The sequence below is a fragment of the Brevibacillus sp. DP1.3A genome (assembly GCF_013284245.2).
In the GTDB taxonomy this organism is placed as follows: domain Bacteria; phylum Bacillota; class Bacilli; order Brevibacillales; family Brevibacillaceae; genus Brevibacillus.
Genome location: NZ_CP085876.1, coordinates 1,450,027 through 1,471,675, shown reverse-complemented (window position 1 = coordinate 1,471,675; position 21,649 = coordinate 1,450,027). Strand labels below are relative to the sequence as shown.

The 21,649-nt window shown below is 47.0% G+C and carries 28 protein-coding genes; 7 read left to right on the top strand and 21 right to left on the bottom strand.

Features of this window, described 5'->3' with window-relative positions; all coding sequences use genetic code 11:
• Window positions 1-219 precede the first annotated feature (219 nt).
• The 4 genes from HP399_RS06860 to HP399_RS06845 are packed head-to-tail and all read right to left on the bottom strand — an operon-like array spanning window position 220 to window position 3,246.
• On the bottom strand, window positions 220-816 hold the full coding sequence (locus tag HP399_RS06860) for a sulfite oxidase-like oxidoreductase (protein ID WP_173616468.1): 597 nt from the start codon (window positions 814-816) through the stop codon (window positions 220-222).
• A 30-nt stretch (window positions 817-846) separates the two neighbouring features.
• A complete protein-coding gene (locus tag HP399_RS06855) occupies window positions 847-1,278 on the bottom strand; it encodes a CoA-binding protein (protein WP_173616469.1) in 432 nt (143 codons plus the stop codon).
• Between the two features lie 47 nt (window positions 1,279-1,325).
• On the bottom strand, window positions 1,326-2,822 hold the full coding sequence (locus tag HP399_RS06850) for a leucyl aminopeptidase (RefSeq protein WP_173616470.1): 1,497 nt from the start codon (window positions 2,820-2,822) through the stop codon (window positions 1,326-1,328).
• A gap of 49 nt (window positions 2,823-2,871) precedes the next feature.
• Window positions 2,872-3,246, bottom strand: coding sequence for a DUF309 domain-containing protein (locus HP399_RS06845; protein ID WP_173616471.1), 375 nt, complete (start codon window positions 3,244-3,246; stop codon window positions 2,872-2,874).
• 153 nt (window positions 3,247-3,399) lie between these two features.
• Between HP399_RS06845 and HP399_RS06840 the strand changes: the two genes are divergently transcribed.
• The gene (locus HP399_RS06840) at window positions 3,400-3,876 is read left to right on the top strand and encodes a divergent PAP2 family protein (RefSeq protein WP_047074924.1); all 477 of its coding nucleotides are present in this window, start codon (window positions 3,400-3,402) and stop codon (window positions 3,874-3,876) included.
• 12 nt (window positions 3,877-3,888) lie between these two features.
• Entirely contained in the window at window positions 3,889-4,659 is a 771-nt protein-coding gene (locus tag HP399_RS06835; RefSeq protein WP_173616472.1) for a cobalamin-binding protein, read from the top strand.
• A 90-nt stretch (window positions 4,660-4,749) separates the two neighbouring features.
• Here the strand turns inward: HP399_RS06835 and HP399_RS06830 are convergent, their stop codons facing one another.
• From HP399_RS06830 to HP399_RS06805, 6 genes are all read right to left on the bottom strand, one after another.
• Entirely contained in the window at window positions 4,750-5,385 is a 636-nt protein-coding gene (locus tag HP399_RS06830; RefSeq protein ID WP_173616473.1) for a 3D domain-containing protein, read from the bottom strand.
• Window positions 5,386-5,544: 159 nt separating this feature from the next.
• On the bottom strand, window positions 5,545-5,805 hold the full coding sequence (locus HP399_RS06825) for a YuiB family protein (protein WP_007716738.1): 261 nt from the start codon (window positions 5,803-5,805) through the stop codon (window positions 5,545-5,547).
• 206 nt (window positions 5,806-6,011) lie between these two features.
• Window positions 6,012-6,176 (bottom strand): YuiA family protein, encoded by a 165-nt coding sequence (locus HP399_RS06820; protein ID WP_157966770.1) that lies wholly within the window; start codon window positions 6,174-6,176, stop codon window positions 6,012-6,014.
• Between the two features lie 160 nt (window positions 6,177-6,336).
• A complete protein-coding gene (locus HP399_RS06815; protein WP_173616475.1) occupies window positions 6,337-6,813 on the bottom strand; it encodes an NUDIX domain-containing protein in 477 nt (158 codons plus the stop codon).
• A 65-nt stretch (window positions 6,814-6,878) separates the two neighbouring features.
• Window positions 6,879-7,130: a hypothetical protein gene (locus HP399_RS06810; protein WP_173616476.1), complete on the bottom strand. Its 252-nt coding sequence runs from the start codon at window positions 7,128-7,130 to the stop codon at window positions 6,879-6,881.
• Between the two features lie 4 nt (window positions 7,131-7,134).
• Entirely contained in the window at window positions 7,135-8,325 is a 1,191-nt protein-coding gene (locus HP399_RS06805) for an NAD(P)/FAD-dependent oxidoreductase (protein ID WP_173616477.1), read from the bottom strand.
• A gap of 349 nt (window positions 8,326-8,674) precedes the next feature.
• On the opposite strand from HP399_RS06805, the gene HP399_RS06800 reads away from it, so the two are divergent.
• Together HP399_RS06800 and HP399_RS06795 are read left to right on the top strand one after the other, a co-directional pair.
• Window positions 8,675-9,685 carry an NAD(P)/FAD-dependent oxidoreductase gene (locus HP399_RS06800; protein WP_173616478.1) on the top strand — a complete coding sequence of 337 codons (1,011 nt, stop codon included), beginning with the start codon at window positions 8,675-8,677 and terminating at the stop codon, window positions 9,683-9,685.
• A 116-nt stretch (window positions 9,686-9,801) separates the two neighbouring features.
• Entirely contained in the window at window positions 9,802-10,092 is a 291-nt protein-coding gene (locus HP399_RS06795; protein WP_173616479.1) for a hypothetical protein, read from the top strand.
• 29 nt (window positions 10,093-10,121) lie between these two features.
• Here the strand turns inward: HP399_RS06795 and HP399_RS06790 are convergent, their stop codons facing one another.
• From HP399_RS06790 to HP399_RS06775, 4 genes are all read right to left on the bottom strand, one after another.
• Window positions 10,122-10,742: a hypothetical protein gene (locus tag HP399_RS06790; protein WP_173616480.1), complete on the bottom strand. Its 621-nt coding sequence runs from the start codon at window positions 10,740-10,742 to the stop codon at window positions 10,122-10,124.
• A gap of 42 nt (window positions 10,743-10,784) precedes the next feature.
• Window positions 10,785-11,144, bottom strand: coding sequence for a hypothetical protein (locus HP399_RS06785; RefSeq protein WP_007716752.1), 360 nt, complete (start codon window positions 11,142-11,144; stop codon window positions 10,785-10,787).
• Window positions 11,145-11,536: 392 nt separating this feature from the next.
• The gene (locus tag HP399_RS06780; protein ID WP_173616481.1) at window positions 11,537-11,920 is read right to left on the bottom strand and encodes a cupredoxin domain-containing protein; all 384 of its coding nucleotides are present in this window, start codon (window positions 11,918-11,920) and stop codon (window positions 11,537-11,539) included.
• Window positions 11,921-12,039: 119 nt separating this feature from the next.
• A complete protein-coding gene (locus tag HP399_RS06775) occupies window positions 12,040-12,834 on the bottom strand; it encodes a metallophosphoesterase (RefSeq protein ID WP_173616482.1) in 795 nt (264 codons plus the stop codon).
• Window positions 12,835-12,889: 55 nt separating this feature from the next.
• Here HP399_RS06775 and HP399_RS06770 point away from each other — a divergent pair, with 55 nt between their 5' ends.
• Complete coding sequence (locus HP399_RS06770; protein ID WP_217367427.1) at window positions 12,890-13,471, top strand: hypothetical protein; 582 nt, start codon at window positions 12,890-12,892, stop codon at window positions 13,469-13,471.
• Window positions 13,472-13,496: 25 nt separating this feature from the next.
• On the opposite strand, the gene HP399_RS06765 is transcribed toward HP399_RS06770, so the two are convergent.
• The 3 genes from HP399_RS06765 to HP399_RS06755 all read right to left on the bottom strand — a co-directional run bounded on the left by HP399_RS06765 (window position 13,497) and on the right by HP399_RS06755 (window position 16,180).
• Complete coding sequence (locus HP399_RS06765; RefSeq protein WP_228088466.1) at window positions 13,497-14,987, bottom strand: DUF4153 domain-containing protein; 1,491 nt, start codon at window positions 14,985-14,987, stop codon at window positions 13,497-13,499.
• 461 nt (window positions 14,988-15,448) lie between these two features.
• Window positions 15,449-15,808, bottom strand: coding sequence for an iron-sulfur cluster insertion protein ErpA (gene erpA / locus HP399_RS06760; RefSeq protein WP_173616485.1), 360 nt, complete (start codon window positions 15,806-15,808; stop codon window positions 15,449-15,451).
• 150 nt (window positions 15,809-15,958) lie between these two features.
• Window positions 15,959-16,180: an aspartyl-phosphate phosphatase Spo0E family protein gene (locus tag HP399_RS06755; protein WP_017251347.1), complete on the bottom strand. Its 222-nt coding sequence runs from the start codon at window positions 16,178-16,180 to the stop codon at window positions 15,959-15,961.
• Between the two features lie 336 nt (window positions 16,181-16,516).
• On the opposite strand from HP399_RS06755, the gene mqnE reads away from it, so the two are divergent.
• On the top strand, window positions 16,517-17,620 hold the full coding sequence (mqnE, locus tag HP399_RS06750; protein WP_007716767.1) for an aminofutalosine synthase MqnE: 1,104 nt from the start codon (window positions 16,517-16,519) through the stop codon (window positions 17,618-17,620).
• A 104-nt stretch (window positions 17,621-17,724) separates the two neighbouring features.
• Here the strand turns inward: mqnE and HP399_RS06745 are convergent, their stop codons facing one another.
• Window positions 17,725-17,988, bottom strand: a complete 264-nt coding sequence (locus HP399_RS06745; RefSeq protein ID WP_173616486.1) for a DUF1450 domain-containing protein — start codon at window positions 17,986-17,988, stop codon at window positions 17,725-17,727.
• A 173-nt stretch (window positions 17,989-18,161) separates the two neighbouring features.
• On the opposite strand from HP399_RS06745, the gene HP399_RS06740 reads away from it, so the two are divergent.
• Complete coding sequence (locus HP399_RS06740) at window positions 18,162-19,229, top strand: NAD(P)/FAD-dependent oxidoreductase (protein ID WP_173616487.1); 1,068 nt, start codon at window positions 18,162-18,164, stop codon at window positions 19,227-19,229.
• Between the two features lie 53 nt (window positions 19,230-19,282).
• On the opposite strand, the gene HP399_RS06735 is transcribed toward HP399_RS06740, so the two are convergent.
• The 3 genes from HP399_RS06735 to HP399_RS06725 all read right to left on the bottom strand — a co-directional run bounded on the left by HP399_RS06735 (window position 19,283) and on the right by HP399_RS06725 (window position 21,568).
• Entirely contained in the window at window positions 19,283-20,041 is a 759-nt protein-coding gene (locus HP399_RS06735; protein ID WP_173616488.1) for a carbon-nitrogen hydrolase family protein, read from the bottom strand.
• A gap of 146 nt (window positions 20,042-20,187) precedes the next feature.
• Window positions 20,188-20,529 carry a hypothetical protein gene (locus tag HP399_RS06730; protein ID WP_173616489.1) on the bottom strand — a complete coding sequence of 114 codons (342 nt, stop codon included), beginning with the start codon at window positions 20,527-20,529 and terminating at the stop codon, window positions 20,188-20,190.
• 145 nt (window positions 20,530-20,674) lie between these two features.
• A complete protein-coding gene (locus HP399_RS06725; RefSeq protein ID WP_173616490.1) occupies window positions 20,675-21,568 on the bottom strand; it encodes a hypothetical protein in 894 nt (297 codons plus the stop codon).
• Window positions 21,569-21,649 lie beyond the last annotated feature (81 nt).

Here is a 21,649-nt window from a genome sequence, read left to right as displayed (position 1 = left end):
GTCTTGCGATCAGCGGGACGTCACTCGCCTTGCTTTCCCCATATCTTCATTTTAGAAGGTGGTGCAAATTAAGCTAACAAATCAAGAAGTCATCGATATGGCACGTACTATGAAAGAAAACTGGTGAAGCCGTAGGTGGACCAGGACGCCGAGCAGCTTGTGAAATTAAATCCTTTAAAACAAAAAAAGAGGCGGGTAATCACCGCCTCTTTTCCCAAATCAATCCCAAGCAAACCTCTGCTCTTTCCAAGGATCTCCATACATATTGTACCCGTTTTTCTCCCAAAACCCTTGCTTGTCTTTCTCCATAAACTCAATCCCACGCACCCACTTGGCGCTTTTCCAGAAGTAGAGGTGCGGAAGGACAAAGCGCAGCGGCCAGCCGTGCTCAGGGGTCAAGTCTTCGCCGTTGTGTTTCGTAGCGAACAAATTGCCATTTTTCATAAAGTCGACAAGCGGAATGTTCACAGTCCATCCGTGCTCAGCGTGCAGCATGACGTACTTCGCTTCCGGCTTCACCTTTACCAGCTTCAGAACTTCCTCCACCGGAATACCTTCCCATTCATTGTCCAGCTTGCTCCAGCCTGTAACGCAGTGAATATCGTTAGTCGTGCCGCCTTTTGGCATAGCCATCATTTGCTCGTAGGTCAGCGTCACTTCTTCTTCGACGAGACCGAAAAGGCGAAAGCTCCACTCCGTAGACAGATCTGTATATTCGGGAACCTCTCCATAGTGCAGGACAGGAAAGCCTGTCGTCTGTTTTTGATTGGGTGGAATTCGATCGCGCTTAGTATCTGCCGCTGGGTTGATAAACATGTTGTTTCCACTCCCTCGATTGTCAGTCTCTTATTTTCCAACCCGCAAAAGGGCGTGATCTACCTTGATGCACATGTCCTGCACAACCTCGATACCTTGATCAGCAATCAATTGAGCCGCGTCTTCGTTGGCAATACCTTGTTGCATCCAGAACACTTTTGGCTTGTTCTGCATTTTCAATGCTTCCTGTGCAACAGGCAAGATGTCTTCACTGCGACGAAACACGTTGACGATGTCGACTGGCTGATCAATCTCAGTCAGGCTCCCCAATACTTTTTCACCCAAAACCGTTTCACCCGCGATGATAGGATTGACCGGGATGATCGTGTAACCCGCGTTCTGCATGGCTTGCGATACCATATAGCTGGTGCGGTCCGGCTTGTTAGACAGACCCACTACTGCGATCGTTTTTGCATCCTCCAGCAGTTGACGACGTGCTTCGTTGCTTGGATTTTGTGCCATGTGAAAACACTCCTTTTTTATATGGAAATGGGATATTGAATTATCTCTTATTCACTACGACTGGAAACAAACTCAACAATCGTACGTGTCATTGCTCCGGTACCGCCAGCTGGTTGCATGTCACCAGCACTTGCTGTGTACGCCGTACCCGCGATGTCCAGATGTACCCACGGTGTATCGCCAACGAATTCTTGCAGGAAAACACCGCCGATGATGCCGTGGCCATAACGTCCACCCGAGTTTTTCAAATCGGCAAAGCGACTCTTGTTCAGGCTGCGGTACTCATCGAAGGTAGGGAGCTGCCACAAGCGCTCACCCGCCACGTCTGCTGCTTTCATCAGTTCATCCAACAGTGCATTGTCGTTGGTCATGGCACCAGAGCAGAAATGACCGAGCGCGACCACGATACCACCTGTCAAGGTAGCAGCATCCACCAGGCAAGACACTCCTTGCTCTTTTGCATAGGTGATGCAATCAGCCAGTACGAGACGACCTTCTGCGTCTGTCGTAATGATCTCTACCGTTTTACCGCTCATGGTCGTGATGACATCCCCCGGACGGAATGCCGTTCCGGATGGCATATTTTCCACGGTACCGACGACAGCCAGTACGTTTACTTTTGGTTTAATTTGTCCCAGTGCCTCCAATGCGCCGATCATCGAAGCCGCTCCACCCATGTCCGACTTCATGTCTTCCATGCCTGCTACTGGCTTGATGGAGATCCCACCTGTATCAAATGTCACGCCTTTACCGATCAAGCCAATGACATCGTCCCACGTGTCTCTTCCTTGATATTTGACTACCACGACATAAGGCTCAAGCTCGCTGCCTTGTGCTACAGAAAGCACTCCGCCCATCCCCAGCTCTACCAGCTTCGCTTTTTCCATGACTTCCACAGTCATGCCATAGCGTTCTGCTACCTCGACCATCGCATTCTTCAATGCGCGTGGAGTCAAGTAGTTAGCTGGTTCATTAACGAGTGTGCGAGCCAGATTCGTCCCGGATACGAGCGCCGAACCACGTGCAACACCTGCCTGTACCAATGAAGCATCCGCATCTGCTGACAAAATTTGCACCGTCGCAATTGGATCAGACTCACGCTTTGCCTTTTGACGGTAGCCCTCGTAATTGTATTCGGCAAGTCCAAAGGCTTCCGTCACTGCCTGCGCCAGACGGTCAGCACTCAGATGCTCTGTTGTTGGCAAATCAATCACCACTGTTTTACCGTTGCCTTTACCCACAACCGTTTTGGCTGCACGTCCCCATGCATTGCGGGCTGCTACGAAATCAAATTTGCCTGGTTCGCCCATCCCTACGATCAACAGTTTTTTTGCAGCTACGTTGTTCATTCCGTGGACAACCGTAATTTCCTTTGCCTCACCCGTAATTTCCTTGTCCTGCTGCAAGCCACTCAGACTGCCTCCAAAAGCTTCGTCCAATTCCGGGTATACTTGCGAAATCTCCTCACCCTTCCATAGGGGGACAATCAGTTCATCACACGCGATATTCACAAGCTGTATGCGTTTTTCTACTGCTACTTTCATATACTCTTCCCTCTTTCTCTGTGGTAGGATACAATATGGGCACATTTGTTTAAAACGATGTGTCGACATATAAGCGCAAGGGTGGAAACGTCATGGCTTTTGCCTCTGTATAAGAAATGACATCCTTTTCCGGCAACAATTTCTCGCATTCATCTATGTAACGAAGAACTCTTGTTACGTCCAGTCCCCAATGAACTGGCTGGTAACGAGTCAAATACTTTCGTGCATTGCCTAACATCCAGCGAGCACCTTTTATATTGCCGTACTCTTGGTGATACAGTCCGACTGACAATTGCAGCAATCCTTGCAAAAACTTGTCTGACTTATCTTCCATCCAGATGTCTTCCAACAGATCGTGGCATTCGTAGTATTCGCCATCATTGAATTTATCAATGAACTGTAAATACTGCTCGGGATACCCCATGGATGCATGCCTCCGTTTCGAACCTTCCGTCTTCATGGTAACACAGATTGGCAATGACTTTACATCCAAACAAAAACTTCACGGATTAAGACAACGCCCTTCTGTTACAATAATCCTAGAGATAAGCGCACAGTAGAAAGGAATGGATTTTCCGTGGCGGATTTTTTTGAAAACTTCCCCTTATGGGCAGCACTGCTAGCCATAGGGATCGCCCAATTTATCAAAATTCCCCTCCATTTTTTTGCAACGAAAACGTGGCAATGGTCACTGCTCATGAGTACAGGCGGTATGCCCAGCTCCCACTCTTCTGCCGTGACAGCACTATCCACAGCCGTGGGACTGCGTGAAGGCTTTGGCAGCAACATGTTCGCTATTTCTGCCATTCTCGGTGTGATCGTGATGTTTGATGCCGCAGGTGTCCGCCGCCATGCCGGTATGCAAGCCGTTGTCTTAAATAAGCTGGTCGATGAATTCAATCACCTGTTAGAAGGCATGAAATCGTTAAAAGTACGCCCTAACCAGGAAAAAGCGAAAAAACTGAAAGAACTGCTCGGTCATCAACCGATCGAGGTATTGATCGGCGGTTGGTTAGGCGTCATGATTGCGTTATTGCTCCATCCGTTTTTTTAAAGGAGGGCTCCCATGCGCATTGTTTCCATCTGTCCCAGCAATACCGAAATCCTGTATTATTTAGGCCTGCATGAGCATGTCGTCGGTTTGGATGATCACTCTGACTGGCCGCAGGAGTGGCAGCATCTCCCCCGGGTTGGACCCGATTTGACAATCGATATGGATCTGGTCGCTGCCCTCCAACCGGATCTGGTCGTAGCATCGCTCTCTGTTCCTGGCATGGAGAAAAATATAGAGGCTCTGCGTGATAGAGACATTCCTCATATCGTGCTGAACCCTTCCCGGATCGCAGAAATCGCTCACGATATCCGACTCGTCGGTGAGGCGACAGGAACACAGAGGCAAGCCGAGCAGCTTGCAGTTGAATTTGACGAAACCATTGAAAGCATCCGCCAAAAGGCTGCAAAGTACGCTCAACGCCCGAAGCTGTACTGGGAATGGTGGCCGAATCCCATCTACACACCTGGTCAGGAAAACTGGTTGACCGATGTAAGTGAGATTGCGGGTGCCACCAATATTTTTGCAGATTATCCTGTCGCAAACGTCAAGGCTACGCGGGAAATGGTCATGGAACGCAATCCCGATCATATTTGTGTCGTCTGGTGCGGAATTGAACTGAAGCGAATCAAGCCTGACATGATCACAAACCGCCCAGAGTGGACGAACATGACCGCGATTCGAAACACTCAGGTCCATTTGTTGGAAGAAGGCCTATATTGCCGCCCTTCTCCTCGCATTTTGGAAGGACTGGAGAAGCTGGTTAATTTGATTCATACAAAATGACACAAAAAACGTTCAAAGCTTCTGCCTTGAACGTTTTTTTCTTTTTTCTATCATGCCACCGATGCGGCATCCATTCGTTTTCGTTCGTTGCTATTCAGTTTGTTGTTTGCCGCTGACGGGTTCCGCCATGGCTGCGATTCCTTTTTCATTCAAGCTATTCAGAAAAGCTTCCGTTACCTTGCCTTCGCCTTTTTTTACGATGTACACGTCCACTGATTTTTTCCCCCATTGCGAGAATACGTCCTGCTTGGTCTCGAAATACAGGTCAATCTTGTGGCCGCGAATCGCTCCACCCTTGTCAGCTACAACGCCATATCCATAACCGGGAATGTACAAAATGGTCCCCAGCGGGAAAACGCGCAGATCAGCTGCAATCGTGGAATAGTCGTCTCTACGTACTTTTACACCTGAATATGTAATGCCATAGGACGGGTGAGATGGATTTTTGCCCGTCGATTCGTAACCAGCATAGTAGCCAGTCGCTACTACACGTACTTTTGGATATTGATCGTGCAATACTTCCGCTTTATCAATCACTTGAGTAAGAGAACTGGCAGATACCGTCCGTTTTTTGACGATATGTTGCCCCTCTTTCGTTTCCTTGATTCCAAAAGTAGATGAGACACCGTGGTCTCCTACAACATTATAGCTGTATCCATCGCTTGCGAAGGCCGTCAAGACCAGGATGAACAGCGCGACGATACTTACGAACTGCTTTCCATTCATTTCTTGGTAAACCTCCTCTCGTTTCTAGTCATGTCCCGACGAGGAGGAAAGTATACACAAATTTTGGTTGATTACAGAAATATTCAGTCACTTGCACGTTTTTCCAATAAAATGACAAAAGAAAAACAGGCCCGAAATAAAGGCCTGCTTGTACTTGTTTTAAAACATCCGATATCCTTTTTTGCGAAGCGTTTGAATGGTCCAGCCACTCGCCACTGTACCTGCCATGCCGCAGCCCAGAATAAGCGAATCCCAAATTCCCGGAACGATTTGTTGATAGACAAGTGCACCTACGACTACACCAACGCTGATCACAACAGGAAACCATGTTGTTTTCAAAATCATGTTTAAAATAAACCCAATGCCAAAGCCTAGCACGGAGAACAGAACAATGGATACCATAAATTGCATCAAGTTCATCGACGAAAAAGACCTCCTGCCACCTTCTCCACCTTTTGCCACTTCCTCGGCAAATATAGGAAAGACGGGCTATTTTCGGTATTAAGTGTAGCAAAAAATCGAGGGATCGGTCAATAAGAGAAGCCCATCGTATGTGTTGCGTGCCTGACAGAAAAAACCGCCGATGCATTCGCTTCGACGGTTTTCTATGCGAGGTTCCTTAATCATTATTGATGAGAAGAAACAGCTTCCTTCTGAGCTTCCTGTGTACCTGCTCCGTCACAGTTAGGACAATTCTCCGAGCCCCCCAGGAGCAGTTGGAAATACCCTTGGCCATGGCAGTATGGGCACTGTTCTTGTTTTTGTCTCATGTTGAGCTCCCCTTTCGGTATACATGCGTGAGAATTAATTGCATGTATTTTCAGATTATTTTGATGTATCTAACTATATCAGAATCTCCCCTTGGTTCACAATGCAGTTCATCGCGAAAAAACCATAAAAAAACCGCAATGTAAGCGGAAACATTGCGGTTTATCTAGCTCTTTCGCAGGATTACTTAAAGATTTTATAGGAAGTGTATTGAAAAATGGGATCGATATCAAACGATTGACCTGTCATTCCCTGCTCCCGTTTGATATAGTCCGGCAATATGATTTTCAAATAAGTCGAGGACAGCGGGTCATGAAGCAGCTCCTGTATCGGCATAAATCTCGCCTCCGCGATCTCACCTTCCTGCGGGCGCGGTTCCCCACCTATGTAATCCATCCAAAAAACGACCATATTGTCACTAATAGACTCCCGGATGACGCCTGAACGGATTCCCGCTACTTGTCGCACGACTGCCTCGACACCCGTTTCTTCCAGCACCTCACGCACTGCTGCTTCATCTACAGTCTCGCCCTCCTGCACGAATCCCGCAGGAAATGACCATTGTCCTTTTAGTCCGCTGTACGTTTTTTTGACAACCAAAGCTTCTTGCCCGCGAATGACGATCCCGCAGGCGCCTAGCCAAACCTTCCCTTCGCGCATCCAGCTCTCTCCTTCCATATCCTAGCTAAACGAAACCCCCGGCTCTTCTTCGCCGGGGGTACCTATCAATCATCCTCGTCATCAAGGAGCCCATTATCGATCATGTATCGCAGATTTTCCCGATCCCTTTCGCGGCCCTTTTCCTTGAGCCGTTCGATGGCAGGCAGGATGAGAATATCTACTTCACGCTGTACATGCCATGCCAAATCGTGTCGCCCCTGTTCCTCCAGAAAAGCTCCCACTTCCATCAAGGCATTGTACCGATCCATCTCTTCGCGGACCATGAGCCCCCGGACTTGAATGCTCGCGTGACGCATCGTTTTACAGCTTTACTTTCTTCAAGGCGAGACCGACGCCGCCAATTTTGTACAAGTAGCGCAGGTCGCTCGCTTTTTTCATCATGGCTGCTGTGCTGCCGAACAGCTTTTTCGAACCAACTTGCCCGATGCCCTCACCTTTTCCAAGAGATGCCAGTGTCCCTTGCAAATGCGGGGTGAATTTTTGAGGCAGATCGCCACGAACCAATGCAGCCAGATTCTCACCCAACGTCTCGCCTTCCTGTACCGCAATTTGCGCAGTTGGCGGGTAAGGACGTCCTTCTTCGTTGAAGATCAATGCGCAATCTCCTACGACAAAAACATTCTCATGACCAGGCGCACGCAAGTATTCGTCTACCTTGACGCGACCGCGCATGACTTCGAAGCCTGCTTTTTCCACGATGCTGTTGCCGCGGACACCTGCTGCCCAAACCACCGTCTTCGATTTGATTTCTTCTCCGGTAGCCAACAGCACGCCATCCGGGGTGCACTGCTTGATCGGTGTTCCAATTTTGAACTCGATGCCTTTTCTCCCCAATACATCCATTGCGTATTGGATCAGCTCTGGATCAAAACCAGGTAATGCAGTTGGTGCTGCCTCAATGCAGTAGACTTTCACCAGTTCTGGATCGACATCGAATTCTCGGCACAGCTCTGGCAGACGATCGCCGAGCTCTCCACAAAACTCAATACCTGTAAAGCCAGCTCCACCCACAACAAACGTGAGGTAGTCCGTACGATCCGGCTCATTTTTAAATTTGGAGAACATGTATTCAATGTGCTCGCGAATATTGCGGACTGCATTGATGCTGCGAATGCTAAACGCATGCTCCTTGAGTCCCTCAATTCCGAACGTTTCTGGCTCGCTGCCCAATCCGATGACGAGATAGTCATACGACAGCACTTCGCCATTTTCGAGCGTGACGGTCTGCTCCTCTGACTGAATGGCTTGCACCGTTCCTTTGACAAAGTTGACTTTGTCCTTGTTCAAGATGCCATCCAGACTGACGCGGGCATGATCCGCAGGTGCTGTACCTGCAGCCGGCTCATGCAGCCAAGTCGTGATGTAGTGATAGTTGTGCTTGTTGACCAAGGTGATTTCTGCCTCATTGTAGTTGAGCTTTTTCTGTAGCTGCAACGTTGTGAGCAAACCACCGTATCCAGCGCCAAGAATCAGGATTTTGGGTGTACCCATCAGTATCCCTTCCAATCATGTATGATGTCATTGTTCATGGTAACTTAAGGAAGATTGTGCGATTTTTCACGTGGTCTGGTACAGATTAAGATGCCCCATTTCATGATCCGTGTAGTATCGGAATTATTGCCCTGTGATGCCACCCGAACCACTCTGTGAAAAAATGCACAAAGTCAGCCATAGAAAAATGTGACAATTTCTTTACAGTCATCCTCATCTTATCGGCAACCGATTGGATTTGCAAGGTTTTTTTGCCTATCATCTTTCGAATTTTCTCTCCTGTTTTTCTACTTGTATGGGTTATAATGGTTGAGGAGTTCGCTTACGATTAATTCGGAGGTGCTTTGGATTGAACTTTCTACAAAAGGACGAGCAAATCTACGACATTACGATCATTGGTGGCGGCCCTGCCGGGTTATTTACCGCTTTTTACGGCGGGATGAGGCAGGCCAGTGTAAAAATCATTGAGAGCATGCCCCAGTTAGGTGGGCAGTTATCCGCTCTTTATCCGGAGAAGTACATATATGATGTAGCCGGATTTCCAAAGGTTTTAGCACAAGATTTGATCAATAATCTGAAAGATCAGATTTCCCGCTTTCAGCAAACCGTTTGTCTGGAAGAAAAAGTGGAAAATGTCGTAAAAAAAGTAGACGATGTGTTTGAAATCACAACGGACAAAGGCACTCACTACTCCAAATCCGTAATCATCACTGCTGGGGTAGGAGCGTTCGAACCTCGCAGGCTGGAACACCCAGATGCCGTCAAATATGAAAAATCCAATCTGCACTATTTTGTTACCGATCTGAACTCCTTCAAGGGACAGCGTGTAGCTGTTATTGGCGGCGGTGATTCCGCTCTGGACTGGTCCCTCATGCTAGAACCTATCGCAAAAGAAGTACACCTCATCCATCGCAGAGACAAGTTCCGCGCACATGAACACAGCGTAGAAATGCTCATGTCCTCCAAAGTAAACGTCACAACACCATACGAAATTGCAGCTTTGCACGGTGAGGAGCGCATCGAAAAACTCACGCTGACCCATTGCACGACAAAAGAAGAAATCGATCTGGAAGTTGATGCAGTCATTGTCAACTTTGGCTTCATCTCCTCTCTCGGTCCGATCAAGAACTGGGGGCTGGAGCTCGAAAAAGGCTCCATCGTGGTCGATACCCGCATGGAATCAAACATTCCAGGCATTTTCGCAGCAGGCGACATCGCAACCTACCCTGGTAAGGTCAAGCTGATCGCTGTCGGATTTGGTGAAGCACCTACTGCTGTAAACAACGCGGTTTCCTACTTTAATCCGGATGCCAAATTGCAGCCTGGTCATTCTTCCAGCATGGACAACTTCAAATCGTAAAAATGTTTGGTCCCTGTTGTTGCCTCCGATGGCTGCGACAGGGATTTTTCATTCCATTGCATAACCGCTTTTGTTGGCGTGCACAGTAGAAGCAACAACGAGGAGGCGATTACACTTTGAATCATCTGTGCCCAGTTTGCAATGGCTTCACGCCGCTCCAACAAGCGTGTTCAACGTGCGGTCAAGCTCTGCAAGATGCAGGCCGTCTGTATGACTTTTATGGAAGCTACAGCCCGTACCGGGAGATAGACGATGCCAAGATGGACAATGGTTACATAGATCGTACACGCCACCACTGCATCCATACAGGCTGGTGTCCCTCCTGCCAAACCGAACAGATGGTCTTCCTGAATGAATGGACACCCGCTATGCTTGTAACAGATATGAAAAAGGACGCCTACCAGTAAGTCGGTCACGTCCTTTTTTGTTCGTAACGTTATTTTTTCTTCATGGCCAGCTTTTCCGCCATGCGAGAATTATTTGCTTGCATTTGTTCCAGCATTTGCTGGAGTGACTCCTTAATCTTGGCTGTTTCGCCAGATTCAATCGCCGAGTCAAAAGCTTCGTGTGTTTTTTTCATTTGCTCGATCCGAGCTTTTCGGGCGTCACGCTCTTCTTTTGGCCCCATGTTTTTGTCTTTCCAATCCTTGAACTGCTTTTCCATCTGTTCGTTGGTGATTTCGCCCTTTTTCACTTGTTCATTCAGCTTGTTGATCAGTTGTTTGCGTTCTTCACGCTTCGCTTGCCACTTCGGGTCGTCACTCAGCGCCTCGAACTCGCTCATTAACCGATCACGTTCTTTAAACGCTGCCTGCCATTTCACCACGCTATCTGGTGCATATTTTTCCGCTAGCAAGAGCATGTACATTTTTTGATGAACGCCTCTGTTTGAGCTGTGTCGCACCTTCATGTGCTTCTCCCCATGCTCATCATGGCTGTGAGTCGGCTTGATCACCTGGTCAACTGTTGCAGATACATCTTGGGCCAACGCAACACCTGGCATGGCGAGACCCATTACCAGCGCTGTTGTCATCATTCCTTGCTTCCACATCTTCATACTATTCACTCCTTCTGGTAGAAAACGTCTATGATTGATCCGTTAAAAAGGGCGCAACTCTTCTCTATCCAACCCCAATAGTTTTACAAGGCCCATTTGCTCGAGATCACTTTTTGTTTTTTCAGTGCCATACTGATAAATGAGTTGGTAGATGGCCCTCAGGTTGTCATCGTATTCGTCGTTGTCCCGATCCGGCATGTCAGACCATAGCGTATGCCCATGCATCCACATCATGAAATCCCCATGGACGCAGTTATTGAACAAATCTCGCATCATGCCTACTTGAACATCGGTCGCTTCGATCTCAAAATCATACGTGGCGGAACCTTTTTCATCGCGGATTTCTGCCACTGTCGTTCCTGCTTGCAAGGTCACGTAGTAGTGTTTCTTATCCAGAGTCACTCATCTCCTTTTTGGATCGCATCACCGACTTGAAAACTTTTCCTCCTTACCATGTGCAAAAATCGCGAAAACATGTATATGACAAGCAAAAAAGCCCTCCGTCATGGGAGGACCTTTGCCTGCTAGCTTCTCTCTTGTATGCTACGATCGATCTTCTTTCCGCAAATTATGCCCAGTGTTCTCTCCCGTTTTCGGAGGAGTACTGCGTGAGCCGGCGGATGCTTCTGTTGGGCGTTTGTCTTTATTGTTGTGCTTGGACATGTGGTTCCCTCCCTTACTCGATGAGTGGCTACCCATGTAGTATGCCCCCACCTGTGAAATGAAAAAACACCTTGACCCGCTATGCAGGCCAAAGTGCTTGTTTGTTGTTTTATTCCATTAAGAGAATCGAATTATTTCACGACTAATTTTGCTACCATTTTGCCATGATCCGGTCCACAAATCACGTTGCAAAAGATGGTGTACTCACCAGCTGTATCGATTTTCATCGTTTTGCTGCCATCTTTTTGGAGGTCTACATCCAGCCCTTGGATACCAATACCGTGAAAGCCTTCTGTCGACTTAAAGTTGAGCGTGAACTCTTCGCCAGCTTTTACTTCAAAGGTTTCTTGATTGAATTTCCAGTTACTAGCTTCGATATTCACTTGTGTGCCAGTAGTCGCTGCAGGAGCCGCTGCATCCGTGCTAGCAGCTTGATCCTTTCCTCCGCCGCATGCTGTAATCAACATTGCAGACAATGCAACTGAAGAAACCAACATACCCCACTTCTTGTTCACAATGACCCCTTCTTTCTTCTTTTTCTACACTTCCATCTTACTCGATGAAATCAATCCAAAATCTGGGATCGTGTGAACGAACAGTGACGAATTGAGGAACGATTGATGAACACGAGCGTTCATGATTGATTGATCGCGTATACCGTGATCTCTGCAAAGCAATTCAGCCGGATTGGCAGCCTAGAAGTACCAAGCCCGCGACTGATGCCAAATACGCCAACGGATTGATCCTCTTTTTGCCCGACATGAAAATGCTTATAGGCACCAACAGTACGGTTGAACAAGCGAACTTGTCCCCCGTGGGTGTGTCCGGTCAAGAGAAGGTCAGCTTTTAAACCCTCGTTGTGAATCAACGAGATAATATTGGGAGAGTGAGCCAAAAATATCGTCAAGTTCGCCTGCTGGATCTCTTTCCTAGGACGCCGTTCATTGCCGTAAATCGAATTATCGAAGCCGTATATCCAAATGCGACTGCCATCCTTTTCTATCACCGTACTCTCGTTTTCCAACACCGTCATTACCTGTTGCCAAGCCTCTTTTTGGGAATCGGAAACAGCAGCGGAATAGGCTTTTTTGCGAAATCTTCCTGCTTCTCTCTCGTAATTGCCAGGGACGAAGTATATCCCATCCTCGCTCTTTATTTTCGCTAGCTCATTCAACACACTCGTCAACTGCCCGCTGTCCTGTGTCAAATCTCCCGTCACTATCACCAAATCCGGATCGTGAACATTCACCAGTTTGTGCAACTCTCCATTCCAAAACCGTGTTCGTCCATGAGGATCGGAAAGATGAACCAATGTAAGTGGGGGTACAGAAGGGATCGTCAGCTTCACTGTCGACGTTTTGACATAAGTCGTATGGTAGGCAAGAAAGATTATTCCCACCAAGATATACAAAATAATCGTTGTCATCATTTTCGGAACAATCCTCTCTTTTCCCCGTCTTATGGTTTAGAGGAGTGGATCAGTGATGATTTTTAGGAACGCTCAAGGTATTCTTACATTTTTCTCGTTCGTGATTCTTTTCACCTTTTTCATCGAGCCTTTTCCTGCGTCGGCCTGTAGTTGTGCCAGACCTCCTGACCCTTTAACAGCAAAGGATCAGTCTACCGCTGTATTTACAGGCAAGGTACTCCAGGTAAATGAGCGAACAGACTGGCTACGTTGGCTTCCCTTTTGGGATAAACCAGAGCGGGGGGGCTTTGCTGTTATTTTCGAGGTACAGTCCACGTGGAAAGGAGTGGATCAGACACAAGTTCAGATCGTCACCAGCGGTCTTGGAGGTGCATGCGGCATCCCTTTTCAACCCGGTCAAGAATATCTTGTCTATGCGTCTTATTGGGAGCTAAATGAGCTAGAGACCAACATCTGTACACGAACAGCCATCAAGTCAGCTGCTGGAGAGGACTTGCAAGCGTTAGGTCCTGGTGCAATGCCTATCAGTTCCGCCAATCTAGTATGGAACGATTATCTATTTACAGGGACCGTGGTCATCATCCTAGTGGGAATCTTGTTCTATCTTTTCTTGTTCCAAACAAAACGGAGACGATAGATCACCTCGTCTCCGTCCCCTAATTTCATGGAAGATAAGCTTTCGCCCGATACTCCGAGAGATTAAAGGACTGCCAGCTATTGTCCTCATACAAAATCTCTTTCCGCTCCTGCAGCATCTCCATAAACCTCTCTTCTACCTTTTTATCCCTCACAAGCTCCATAACCACTGGTATCGCGTCATAAGACAGCTCGCTCAAATACTCGATGTCGATGTGGCCAGTCGCATGATAGCGCTGTACATTGTTTTTAGCAATGATGACGTCCATATTGATGTAATTCAGAATGACGTAACTCACTAGTGTCACAATCGCGTAATACTTGATCAGGGAGAAACGGTCGCGCCAAATTTTCAAGAGAGCAATGTTAAACAACACAAACAGAAATATCATGAAAACGTGAGCTAACAGCCGCGTATGTGTATACCCGTAAGCATCCTCATACAGCGAGAGGCGAAAATAGGCGGACACGAGCATGAAGCCCGTACAAATCGTCAACATACTCAGCAGAACTTGAATGATCCGGTAGAGCATTGGTTTTGCCCGTGATGCGAAATGCATCGTGCATAGGAGAATCAAGAAATTAATGACGGTGACCGTCACCAGCTCATTGAAGCCATTTCTAGCATACTCGGCGTACGTCAATTCATCTGGTAAAACTCGCTTCGCCCCGCTGAACAAATACGATATCTGAATGTATGTAAACGCTGTGTACACGATATTGATGATCGCCAGAATCGTTACAAGGATAACTCCGTCCCAAACGATCTTTTTGTCATCTCCGGGTACAGGCAATTCCACTACTTCTTCTCGTTTCCCGAAAAGAGAATACATGTAAGCAAACACAAGGATCGTAATGAGCCCGATTAGCATCATTCGAAAGATTGCTTCAAGTGAATCGACATCAATCACCCTTCGCGGTATTTGACCCAGAAAATGTCCAAACACACTATCCGCATTCGAGAGCAAGGAGAGTACAATCACCAATAGAGGCACCGAGATGCCGATTCCTATGAAAACCTTCTTCATCACCCCATACTTCTCCTGATTCACCCTACCCTTGATCCATTCCTTTGTCAGCTTAAATGGCAGGCGCGTATACTTCGGGGTGTAAAGGAGCAATGTCTCCATCATCTCCATGAAAAAGCCTGCCTCGTACCATTTCGCTTGATGACGCTTGGTGATCAGGATCGTTTGGATCACGAATAGAAACGGGATCAGTAACAGGTTGAACAGGTGAAAATGCGGATTGGAAAATAGAAAAAAGGTAAAGGCCAATAGAAAAATCGGAAGCGACCATATCCAGTCGAATACTTGCTTTCGGGAAAAGCGTAAATGAATGCGTTGCCTAGCCTGCCAAATAAAGAGACCGTACAAGCCGATTACGAACAATAGAAAAGAGATACCCAATCCTTTACTGTAAAACATCCAGTCAAACAGTAAGCCGCTCCCAAATGCCCCCAGCAATAGCCACTGCAAGCCTTTTTGTTCTTGTGTAACATCAGCCAACTTCTTCACTCCTTACTCATGCTTTTGCCTAAAAGTGAGCTAAGAGCAGTCTCCAAAAAGGAGCTGCTCTTGTAAATACGTGTGCATTTGGATAAATGTTACATTTACCGATAGATGTTCTCTATTTCAATTTCTCGGCAATCATCAGTAAATCTTTTTTCGTCAGAGCAGGATTCAAGGCATGCCGAAAAAAACCGTGTGCCGATCTTTTGCATCGCATCGATGATCAAACAAAAGTGGTCGATATCCCCCGCTCTGACCTCCTTTAGCGCTTGCTCCATTTCGTTATGATCCAAGCCCTCTCACCGCCGATTCGCACGTATAACAAACAAAGGCGTCATTTTGTGACACGATTTGGAAATTTTCATCCGAATACTCCCAACAAAAAAACCTCTTCAACTCATGCGAAATTTCCGCACAAGTCAAAGAGGTCTCTATTAGTATTATTCACCAAATACTAGCAAAAGGCCTTAGTCGTCACATTTCTCCGCTTTGCCTTCAGCGAGTGCCGTCTTAAACGAAGAGCCACACCCACAAGAAGCGACTGCATTCGGGTTCTCGATAGAGAAGCCTCCGCCCATCATCGATTCCTTGAAATCGATCTCTGTACCTTTAATGTATGGGTAGCTGTCCTTATCGACAATAATTTTCACACCGTTTTGCTCGAAGGTCTCGTCGCCTTCTTTTATCTCTTCGTCCCAGCCCATCCCGTAGGTAAAGCCGCTGCAACCACCTGTTCTGACACCTACCCGCAAAAACACATCGGGCTTGCCTTCTGCTGCCAGCATTTCTTTTACTTTCAGACTGGCGCGCTCTGTCAATGTAATCATGCTTCTTTCCCTCCTTCACAGGCTCATTATTCCTGCACTTGTTACAACCAGTATATTCAGTTTACTAAGAAACGCTTCTTCCCACAAGGTTCCCCTGCACTTTACGCGCTCATTCTCTCTTTACAAATAAAAAAGAAGGGTTTCCCCTTCCTATGCAAAATGTGCATTATTTTCCATTAGATAAAATCTATAAGCTTTCTTCCGGTTCCCTGCCTTAGACAGACTATGATCGATCTGGTTCAGTTCGTTGTGTAGTTGATCAATTTGTATACTGTATTCTAGGACATCTGGATGATCTAACCCAAACTCTAACCCCATATATACCATACGCTGTCGAAGGAGTTCGATTTTCTCGAGCAAAACGTCCCGCATTTGAAGCTCCTCCTAGTAATAGATCAGGCTTTCTTACTATATTTTACAAGAACAGCTAGAATTTCGCAAACAAAAATTACTTAATTTCCGAAAATATACCAAAAATACGACGGTAATTGTTATATTTTTACATACAAAACTTCCTTCTAGAGAGTTGGAGAACTTATGATATTGTTCGTACTTACCAAGAGGTTTATAATATAGGTGCTCTTGTTGTCCGAGATTTACTCTATTCCTAAGAGCCTTTCCACTCCCATGGAACGAATATCGATTGGGTACGACTGGATTAAAGCTCTTTCATCTAAGAACCATTGACTTTGAAAGGAAGTGTTTGGAATGGCGCTTGAAACGATTGCCATACAAGACAAATCTCTCGCCGGAATCGCAGAAAAAGTCATGCATGGCGAAAGACTTACCTTGGAAGACGGTGTCACCCTTTTTAATTCCAACGATCTTTTGACGATTGGACAATTGGCTAACGTTGTTAACTATCGCAAGAATCAGGATAACGTTTACTTTTTGCAAAATCTGTACATCAACCCAACGAACGTATGTGAAGCTCATTGCAGATTCTGTGGCTTCCGCCGCGATGAAGGGGATGAAGGTGCCTACACAATGAGCATGGAAGAGTTGCTTCATTATGTAGAAACTCGCTTCCATCCGGGTATCCGTGAATTCCATATCGTTGGCGGACATAACCAGCACAAGCCATTTGAATACTACCTCGACACCCTTCGTACCTTGAGAAAAGCGTACCCGGATGTGACGATTAAATCGTATACAGGTGCGGAGATTGAGTTCTTCTCCCGCATTTCCGGCCTATCCATCCGCGAGGTATTGCAAGAGCTGATGAAAGCTGGTCTCCAAAGCCTCACTGGCGGTGGCGCTGAGATTTTGACTGAGCGCTATCGTATGAAAATGAGCCCGGAAAAAGCAAGTACAGACATGTACCTGCAAGTACACCGCACGGCTCATGAGTTGGGCTTGAAAACACATACCACCATGCTGTACGGCTCCATCGAGACATTGGAAGAGCGCGTGATTCACATGCTCCGCCTGCGCGAGCTGCAAGATGACACAAACGGCTTCATGGTGTTCATTCCATTGGCTGTTCAACCGATCCAAGCAACAGCTGGTATCAAACGCCGCAACTCTGCCATTGATGATTTGAAAACAATGGCGATCAGCCGTCTGATGCTCGATAACTTCCAGCATGTCAAAGCATACTTCATCAACATCGGTACCCAGCTCACACAACTTTCTCTGCAAATGGGAATTTCCGATGCTCATGGAACCTTGATCGAGGAGCGCATCAGCCACTCAGCCGGTGCACTTACCCAGCAAGCTCTGACTGTAGATGAGTTGGTTTGGTTGATCAAAGGCGCAGGAAAACGCGCGCTGGAACGCGATACCTTCTACAACGTGATCAAAGAACATTAATCCATAAAAAAAGCTGATGCTCCAAATCAATTGGGCATCAGCTTTACTATTTTGATACGTGCACGGTTGATCATGCTCCCCAATGAACATCCTAAGAGAACAACTTACAGAGGAAAGTCTGCATTCAGCAGCTCTTCTTCCTCCCGTAATTTATTCTTGATTTTTACCAGTAATTCATCGGCTGTTGGAGCTTGTACCAATGTGCCGTTTACGAGCGCGAATGGCTCCATGTAGCATTCACCGCAATACCCCAGACAGCCGTACTCGAGTACGTCCACATCCAGATCAGGATCATTTTCCAATGCATCCACGACGGATTGCGTATAGGAGGAAACATTGCTCGCGCAAAATTCTACTAGTGGTTTCATCTATTGTCACCTACCGATTATTTCGACATCATCACGTACTTTATTGTACCGCGACTTTGATAAAAATCCAGCGGAGAAAACGGGAAAAAGATTCTGCTTGCATTTTTAGTGAAAGAGACTAAAAATAGAGTGGGTGCTGTAAAAAACGGACAGAAGAAAGGACTAGACCTTCTATGAAACGACTTGTGATCCTTGGAGGAGGATACGGGGGTCTTCGTATTATTGAGCGAGTCCTGTCCCCTGATTTACCAGATGACGTGTTTATAACCCTCGTAGACCGTATGCCGTTTCATGGCTTGAAAACAGAGTATTACGCTCTGGCGGCAGGTACTACACCGGAATCTCACCTGCGTGTTAATTTTCCAAACGATCCACGACTGACCGTCAAATACGGTGAAATTGCTGGCGTGGAATTGGACGAGCAGGTCGTCAATTTTGCTAACGGGGACACCCTCTCCTACGATTGGCTTGTAGTCGGATTGGGTTGTGAGGATCGTTACCATGATATCCCTGGTGCTGATCAATTTACATGTTCAATTCAAACCATGGGAGCTACTCGCAACACATACATGGCAATCAATAATGTGAACCCATACGGCACGGTTAGCGTTGTGGGCGGTGGTCTTTCCGGAGTGGAAATGGCTGCTGAACTGCGCGAAAGCCGTCCCGACCTGAATGTACGCATTATCGACCGCGGTCAAAACATTTTGAGCCCATTCCCGAAAAAGCTTCAGGAATATGCTTCTCAATGGTTCATTGAGCACGATGTACAGCTTGTTTCTATGGCGAATGTCACTAGCATCGAGCAAGGGATCGTGTACAACCACAACCAGCCTGTTGAAAGTGATGTTATTGTATGGACAGCAGGTATTCAAGCGAACAAAATCGTGCGCTCTCTGCCGATCGAAACAGATAACATCGGACGCGCCAAACTAAATCAGTATCATCAAATCCCATCCCATACGAACGTGTATGTGGTAGGTGACTGTGCAAGCACCATCATCGCGCCGAGCGCACAAACCGCTGAGATCCAAGGCGAGCAAGTTGCCTTGATGTTGAAAAAAGACATCAAAGGCGAGGAGTATCCAGCTTCATTGCCTGCTCTCAAGCACAAAGGCTTTCTCGGTTCCCTCGGCAAAAAGGAAGGCTTTGCTAGCATGGGGAAAATGTCTCTGGTCGGTCAGATGGCTCGTGTCATCAAGAGCGGTCAGCTATGGATGTACAAAAAGCATATGGGATAGTGCACAAGCCTGTTGGCCGGATGGTCTAACAGGTTTTCTTTTTGTATAACTTCCTATTTAACCAATTCAGGTCGGAAGCGCTGGGCCAGCAAACATGTAGCTCTCGCAGGATCAATTTCGCACACGAGCAGCTCCTCGGCGCCTGCTTTTGCCACACACAGCCGTTCCCCCGTAGGTGAGATCATTGTCGTCGTCACCTGTTGATTCGGAATCGCGTAGTTCACGCTGGCGAAGTAGATGTTGTTTTCCAAGCTTCGGCAAACCATTGCCCCGTTGTAAAAGTCGGGATTGCTCACTTCCCCTGTAAACATCGGATGGAAAACGATGCTCGCCCCGCGGCGTGCCGCCCACCGTACCGTCTCTGGATATCGCCATCCTTCGTGGCAGATGACAATGCCAAACGACACATCCTCTATCGTAAACAATTGGCGCCCTTCGCCCGGGACATAGTCAAAAAGATCCTCATCAGGATCGATCTGATTTTTGATTTGTAGCCCAAGATCTTCTCCCTGTTTTCCCACCACAAAGGCGACTAGATGATAGCCGCGCTCATCCTTCCATTCCATCGGTAAAATGACGGCGAGCTGGCGCTCCTTCGCCAGAGCACGAATCTCTTCCAAAGCTCTCTGTTGCACCTCATGATCGTATGCTTCCACTTCATAGCCTACACCGCGCAGCCCTGGAATCACCGATTCAGGAAAGCAAATCAGATCGCAATTATTTTCCGCAGCGTTGATCATCTGCTGCTTGATGATCGCGAGCCCCTCCTCCGCTGATTGAGGAAACATCGTCTGAGCCAAACCTATTTTCATGAGGGATACCTCTTTCTATGGAAAATTCGCTAGAAAAACACAAGGAAAAAACAGGAATTTTCAATATTATTCCATTATACAAAATAATTCTCCCAATGCAAAAAAACCGTCAAGATTAATCCTGACGGTTTCCTCATTTAGCTGGTTTATCGCTTTTGGACACGTAAAACAGGTACTTTTTTCGGTTCAAAGGTGTCTGCCAGTACCTTCTCTTGAATGACATTCAGCTTGAGTAGACTGGAGATTTTCCCTGTATCCGCCTTCGACATGAGGCGCCAAAGCGAAGGATCTGGCAAGGCGTTGTAAAGACGGTCATCGTTGTATTCTCGCCGCTCCTGGTAGGAGATCAGCAGCTTGTATTCGCCTTCCTCTACGCTGCCTGCTTCGCTGTAAGCTTCAATCAGTTTACTCCGCAGCTCGTTCAACTCTTCCTCTACCTGCTTTTGAATTTCCTTCAGCTCGTAGTAACGAGCAATCGGTTGGTCCATCCGCTTTTCCTCCTTTGGTTACCCCTGTACCCAAAATCCATATGAGAAAAAGTCGGTTGGTAGAACCATTCGCTGGCAACGAAAAACAGCCTCCTTTTTTCATTTCCGTCATGAAAAGGAGGCTGCGGATCAAGCTCTACAATTATTACTTTTCAATCATCGTGTTGATCGCTTCACCTGGGTGTTTTTTCAAGAAAGTAGAATATTCTACTTCCCATGGATTCCATTTGCCGTCACCTTGGTAGCCCCATACGGAGTTGATGCGGGAAACGGTATCTGTGTTGTTCATTCCTACAAGGCGTTGCTCACCTACCAGCTCAAATGTACCGTTCGCATCCATATCGACTGGAGTCAAAGAACCGAATGGATAAGAGAATACAGAAACAGCATCTTCTGTTGGCTGTACTTTGCCTGCTTTGTCATACAGCTTGGCAGCTACGTATACATCCTGGTTGGCACTTACGTCAAGCGTCAGTGGCTTATCCAGGTGGGAGCCTTTGCCCTCTACTTTAAAGCCATCTACAAATTTCCCCTCGTAACGGATTCCTTCGTTTTCCTTTTCACCAAAAATCACAGCTGGTTTGTTGTTTTCAAAGGTAGCGATTACGTGGCTGTAAACACCGCCGCTTCCGCCAGTCGCTGTTTTCACGAAGGCATCCGCAACATGATCACCCGTGAAGTCTACGAGAGTCAGCTCGCCTTCATAGCCGCCCAGCTCTTTGATATCCGTTTGGCTATAAGCGCCGGATTTTCCGTCTTTCACTACGATGTTCATAGTGGAGGAATTGATGTCATCCGCTTTTTCTTTTTCGCCAATCAGGTATACGATGTCATCCTTCTTATCGCCATTCACATCAGCTGTTTTTTGATCGATCACATAGGTGTTTTTCGCGAGCTTCAATTCCGCTGCGGCAGAAAACAACTTTCCTTTTTCAGAGTCTGCGTGAGCTACTTGTGTATTCATTGCAGAAAATCCAGCTACGCCTACAACTCCTGCAAGCAGCAAATATGTAACAGGCTTCATCCATTTTTTATTCATCGTTATGGCCTCCACTAGATGGTAAGTTATTGGTTACATTTACTACTATAGGACGAAGCCTGCTCTCGTTCGTTACAAAAT

What these genes read in the sequence shown, in the direction of transcription:
- HP399_RS06860 (WP_173616468.1), bottom strand. Translation starts at nt 816, where the DNA reads ATGTTTATCAACCCAGCGGCAGATACTAAGCGCGATCGAATTCCACCC.
- HP399_RS06855 (WP_173616469.1), bottom strand. Translation starts at nt 1,278, where the DNA reads ATGGCACAAAATCCAAGCAACGAAGCACGTCGTCAACTGCTGGAGGAT.
- HP399_RS06850 (WP_173616470.1), bottom strand. Translation starts at nt 2,822, where the DNA reads ATGAAAGTAGCAGTAGAAAAACGCATACAGCTTGTGAATATCGCGTGT.
- HP399_RS06845 (WP_173616471.1), bottom strand. Translation starts at nt 3,246, where the DNA reads ATGGGGTATCCCGAGCAGTATTTACAGTTCATTGATAAATTCAATGAT.
- HP399_RS06835 (WP_173616472.1), top strand. Translation starts at nt 3,889, where the DNA reads ATGCGCATTGTTTCCATCTGTCCCAGCAATACCGAAATCCTGTATTAT.
- HP399_RS06830 (WP_173616473.1), bottom strand. Translation starts at nt 5,385, where the DNA reads ATGAATGGAAAGCAGTTCGTAAGTATCGTCGCGCTGTTCATCCTGGTC.
- HP399_RS06825 (WP_007716738.1), bottom strand. Translation starts at nt 5,805, where the DNA reads ATGAACTTGATGCAATTTATGGTATCCATTGTTCTGTTCTCCGTGCTA.
- HP399_RS06815 (WP_173616475.1), bottom strand. Translation starts at nt 6,813, where the DNA reads ATGCGCGAAGGGAAGGTTTGGCTAGGCGCCTGCGGGATCGTCATTCGC.
- HP399_RS06810 (WP_173616476.1), bottom strand. Translation starts at nt 7,130, where the DNA reads ATGCGTCACGCGAGCATTCAAGTCCGGGGGCTCATGGTCCGCGAAGAG.
- HP399_RS06805 (WP_173616477.1), bottom strand. Translation starts at nt 8,325, where the DNA reads ATGGGTACACCCAAAATCCTGATTCTTGGCGCTGGATACGGTGGTTTG.
- HP399_RS06790 (WP_173616480.1), bottom strand. Translation starts at nt 10,742, where the DNA reads ATGAAGATGTGGAAGCAAGGAATGATGACAACAGCGCTGGTAATGGGT.
- HP399_RS06775 (WP_173616482.1), bottom strand. Translation starts at nt 12,834, where the DNA reads ATGATGACAACGATTATTTTGTATATCTTGGTGGGAATAATCTTTCTT.
- HP399_RS06770 (WP_217367427.1), top strand. Translation starts at nt 12,890, where the DNA reads ATGATTTTTAGGAACGCTCAAGGTATTCTTACATTTTTCTCGTTCGTG.
- erpA (WP_173616485.1), bottom strand. Translation starts at nt 15,808, where the DNA reads ATGATTACATTGACAGAGCGCGCCAGTCTGAAAGTAAAAGAAATGCTG.
- HP399_RS06755 (WP_017251347.1), bottom strand. Translation starts at nt 16,180, where the DNA reads ATGCGGGACGTTTTGCTCGAGAAAATCGAACTCCTTCGACAGCGTATG.
- mqnE (WP_007716767.1), top strand. Translation starts at nt 16,517, where the DNA reads ATGGCGCTTGAAACGATTGCCATACAAGACAAATCTCTCGCCGGAATC.
- HP399_RS06745 (WP_173616486.1), bottom strand. Translation starts at nt 17,988, where the DNA reads ATGAAACCACTAGTAGAATTTTGCGCGAGCAATGTTTCCTCCTATACG.
- HP399_RS06740 (WP_173616487.1), top strand. Translation starts at nt 18,162, where the DNA reads ATGAAACGACTTGTGATCCTTGGAGGAGGATACGGGGGTCTTCGTATT.
- HP399_RS06735 (WP_173616488.1), bottom strand. Translation starts at nt 20,041, where the DNA reads ATGAAAATAGGTTTGGCTCAGACGATGTTTCCTCAATCAGCGGAGGAG.
- HP399_RS06730 (WP_173616489.1), bottom strand. Translation starts at nt 20,529, where the DNA reads ATGGACCAACCGATTGCTCGTTACTACGAGCTGAAGGAAATTCAAAAG.
- HP399_RS06725 (WP_173616490.1), bottom strand. Translation starts at nt 21,568, where the DNA reads ATGAATAAAAAATGGATGAAGCCTGTTACATATTTGCTGCTTGCAGGA.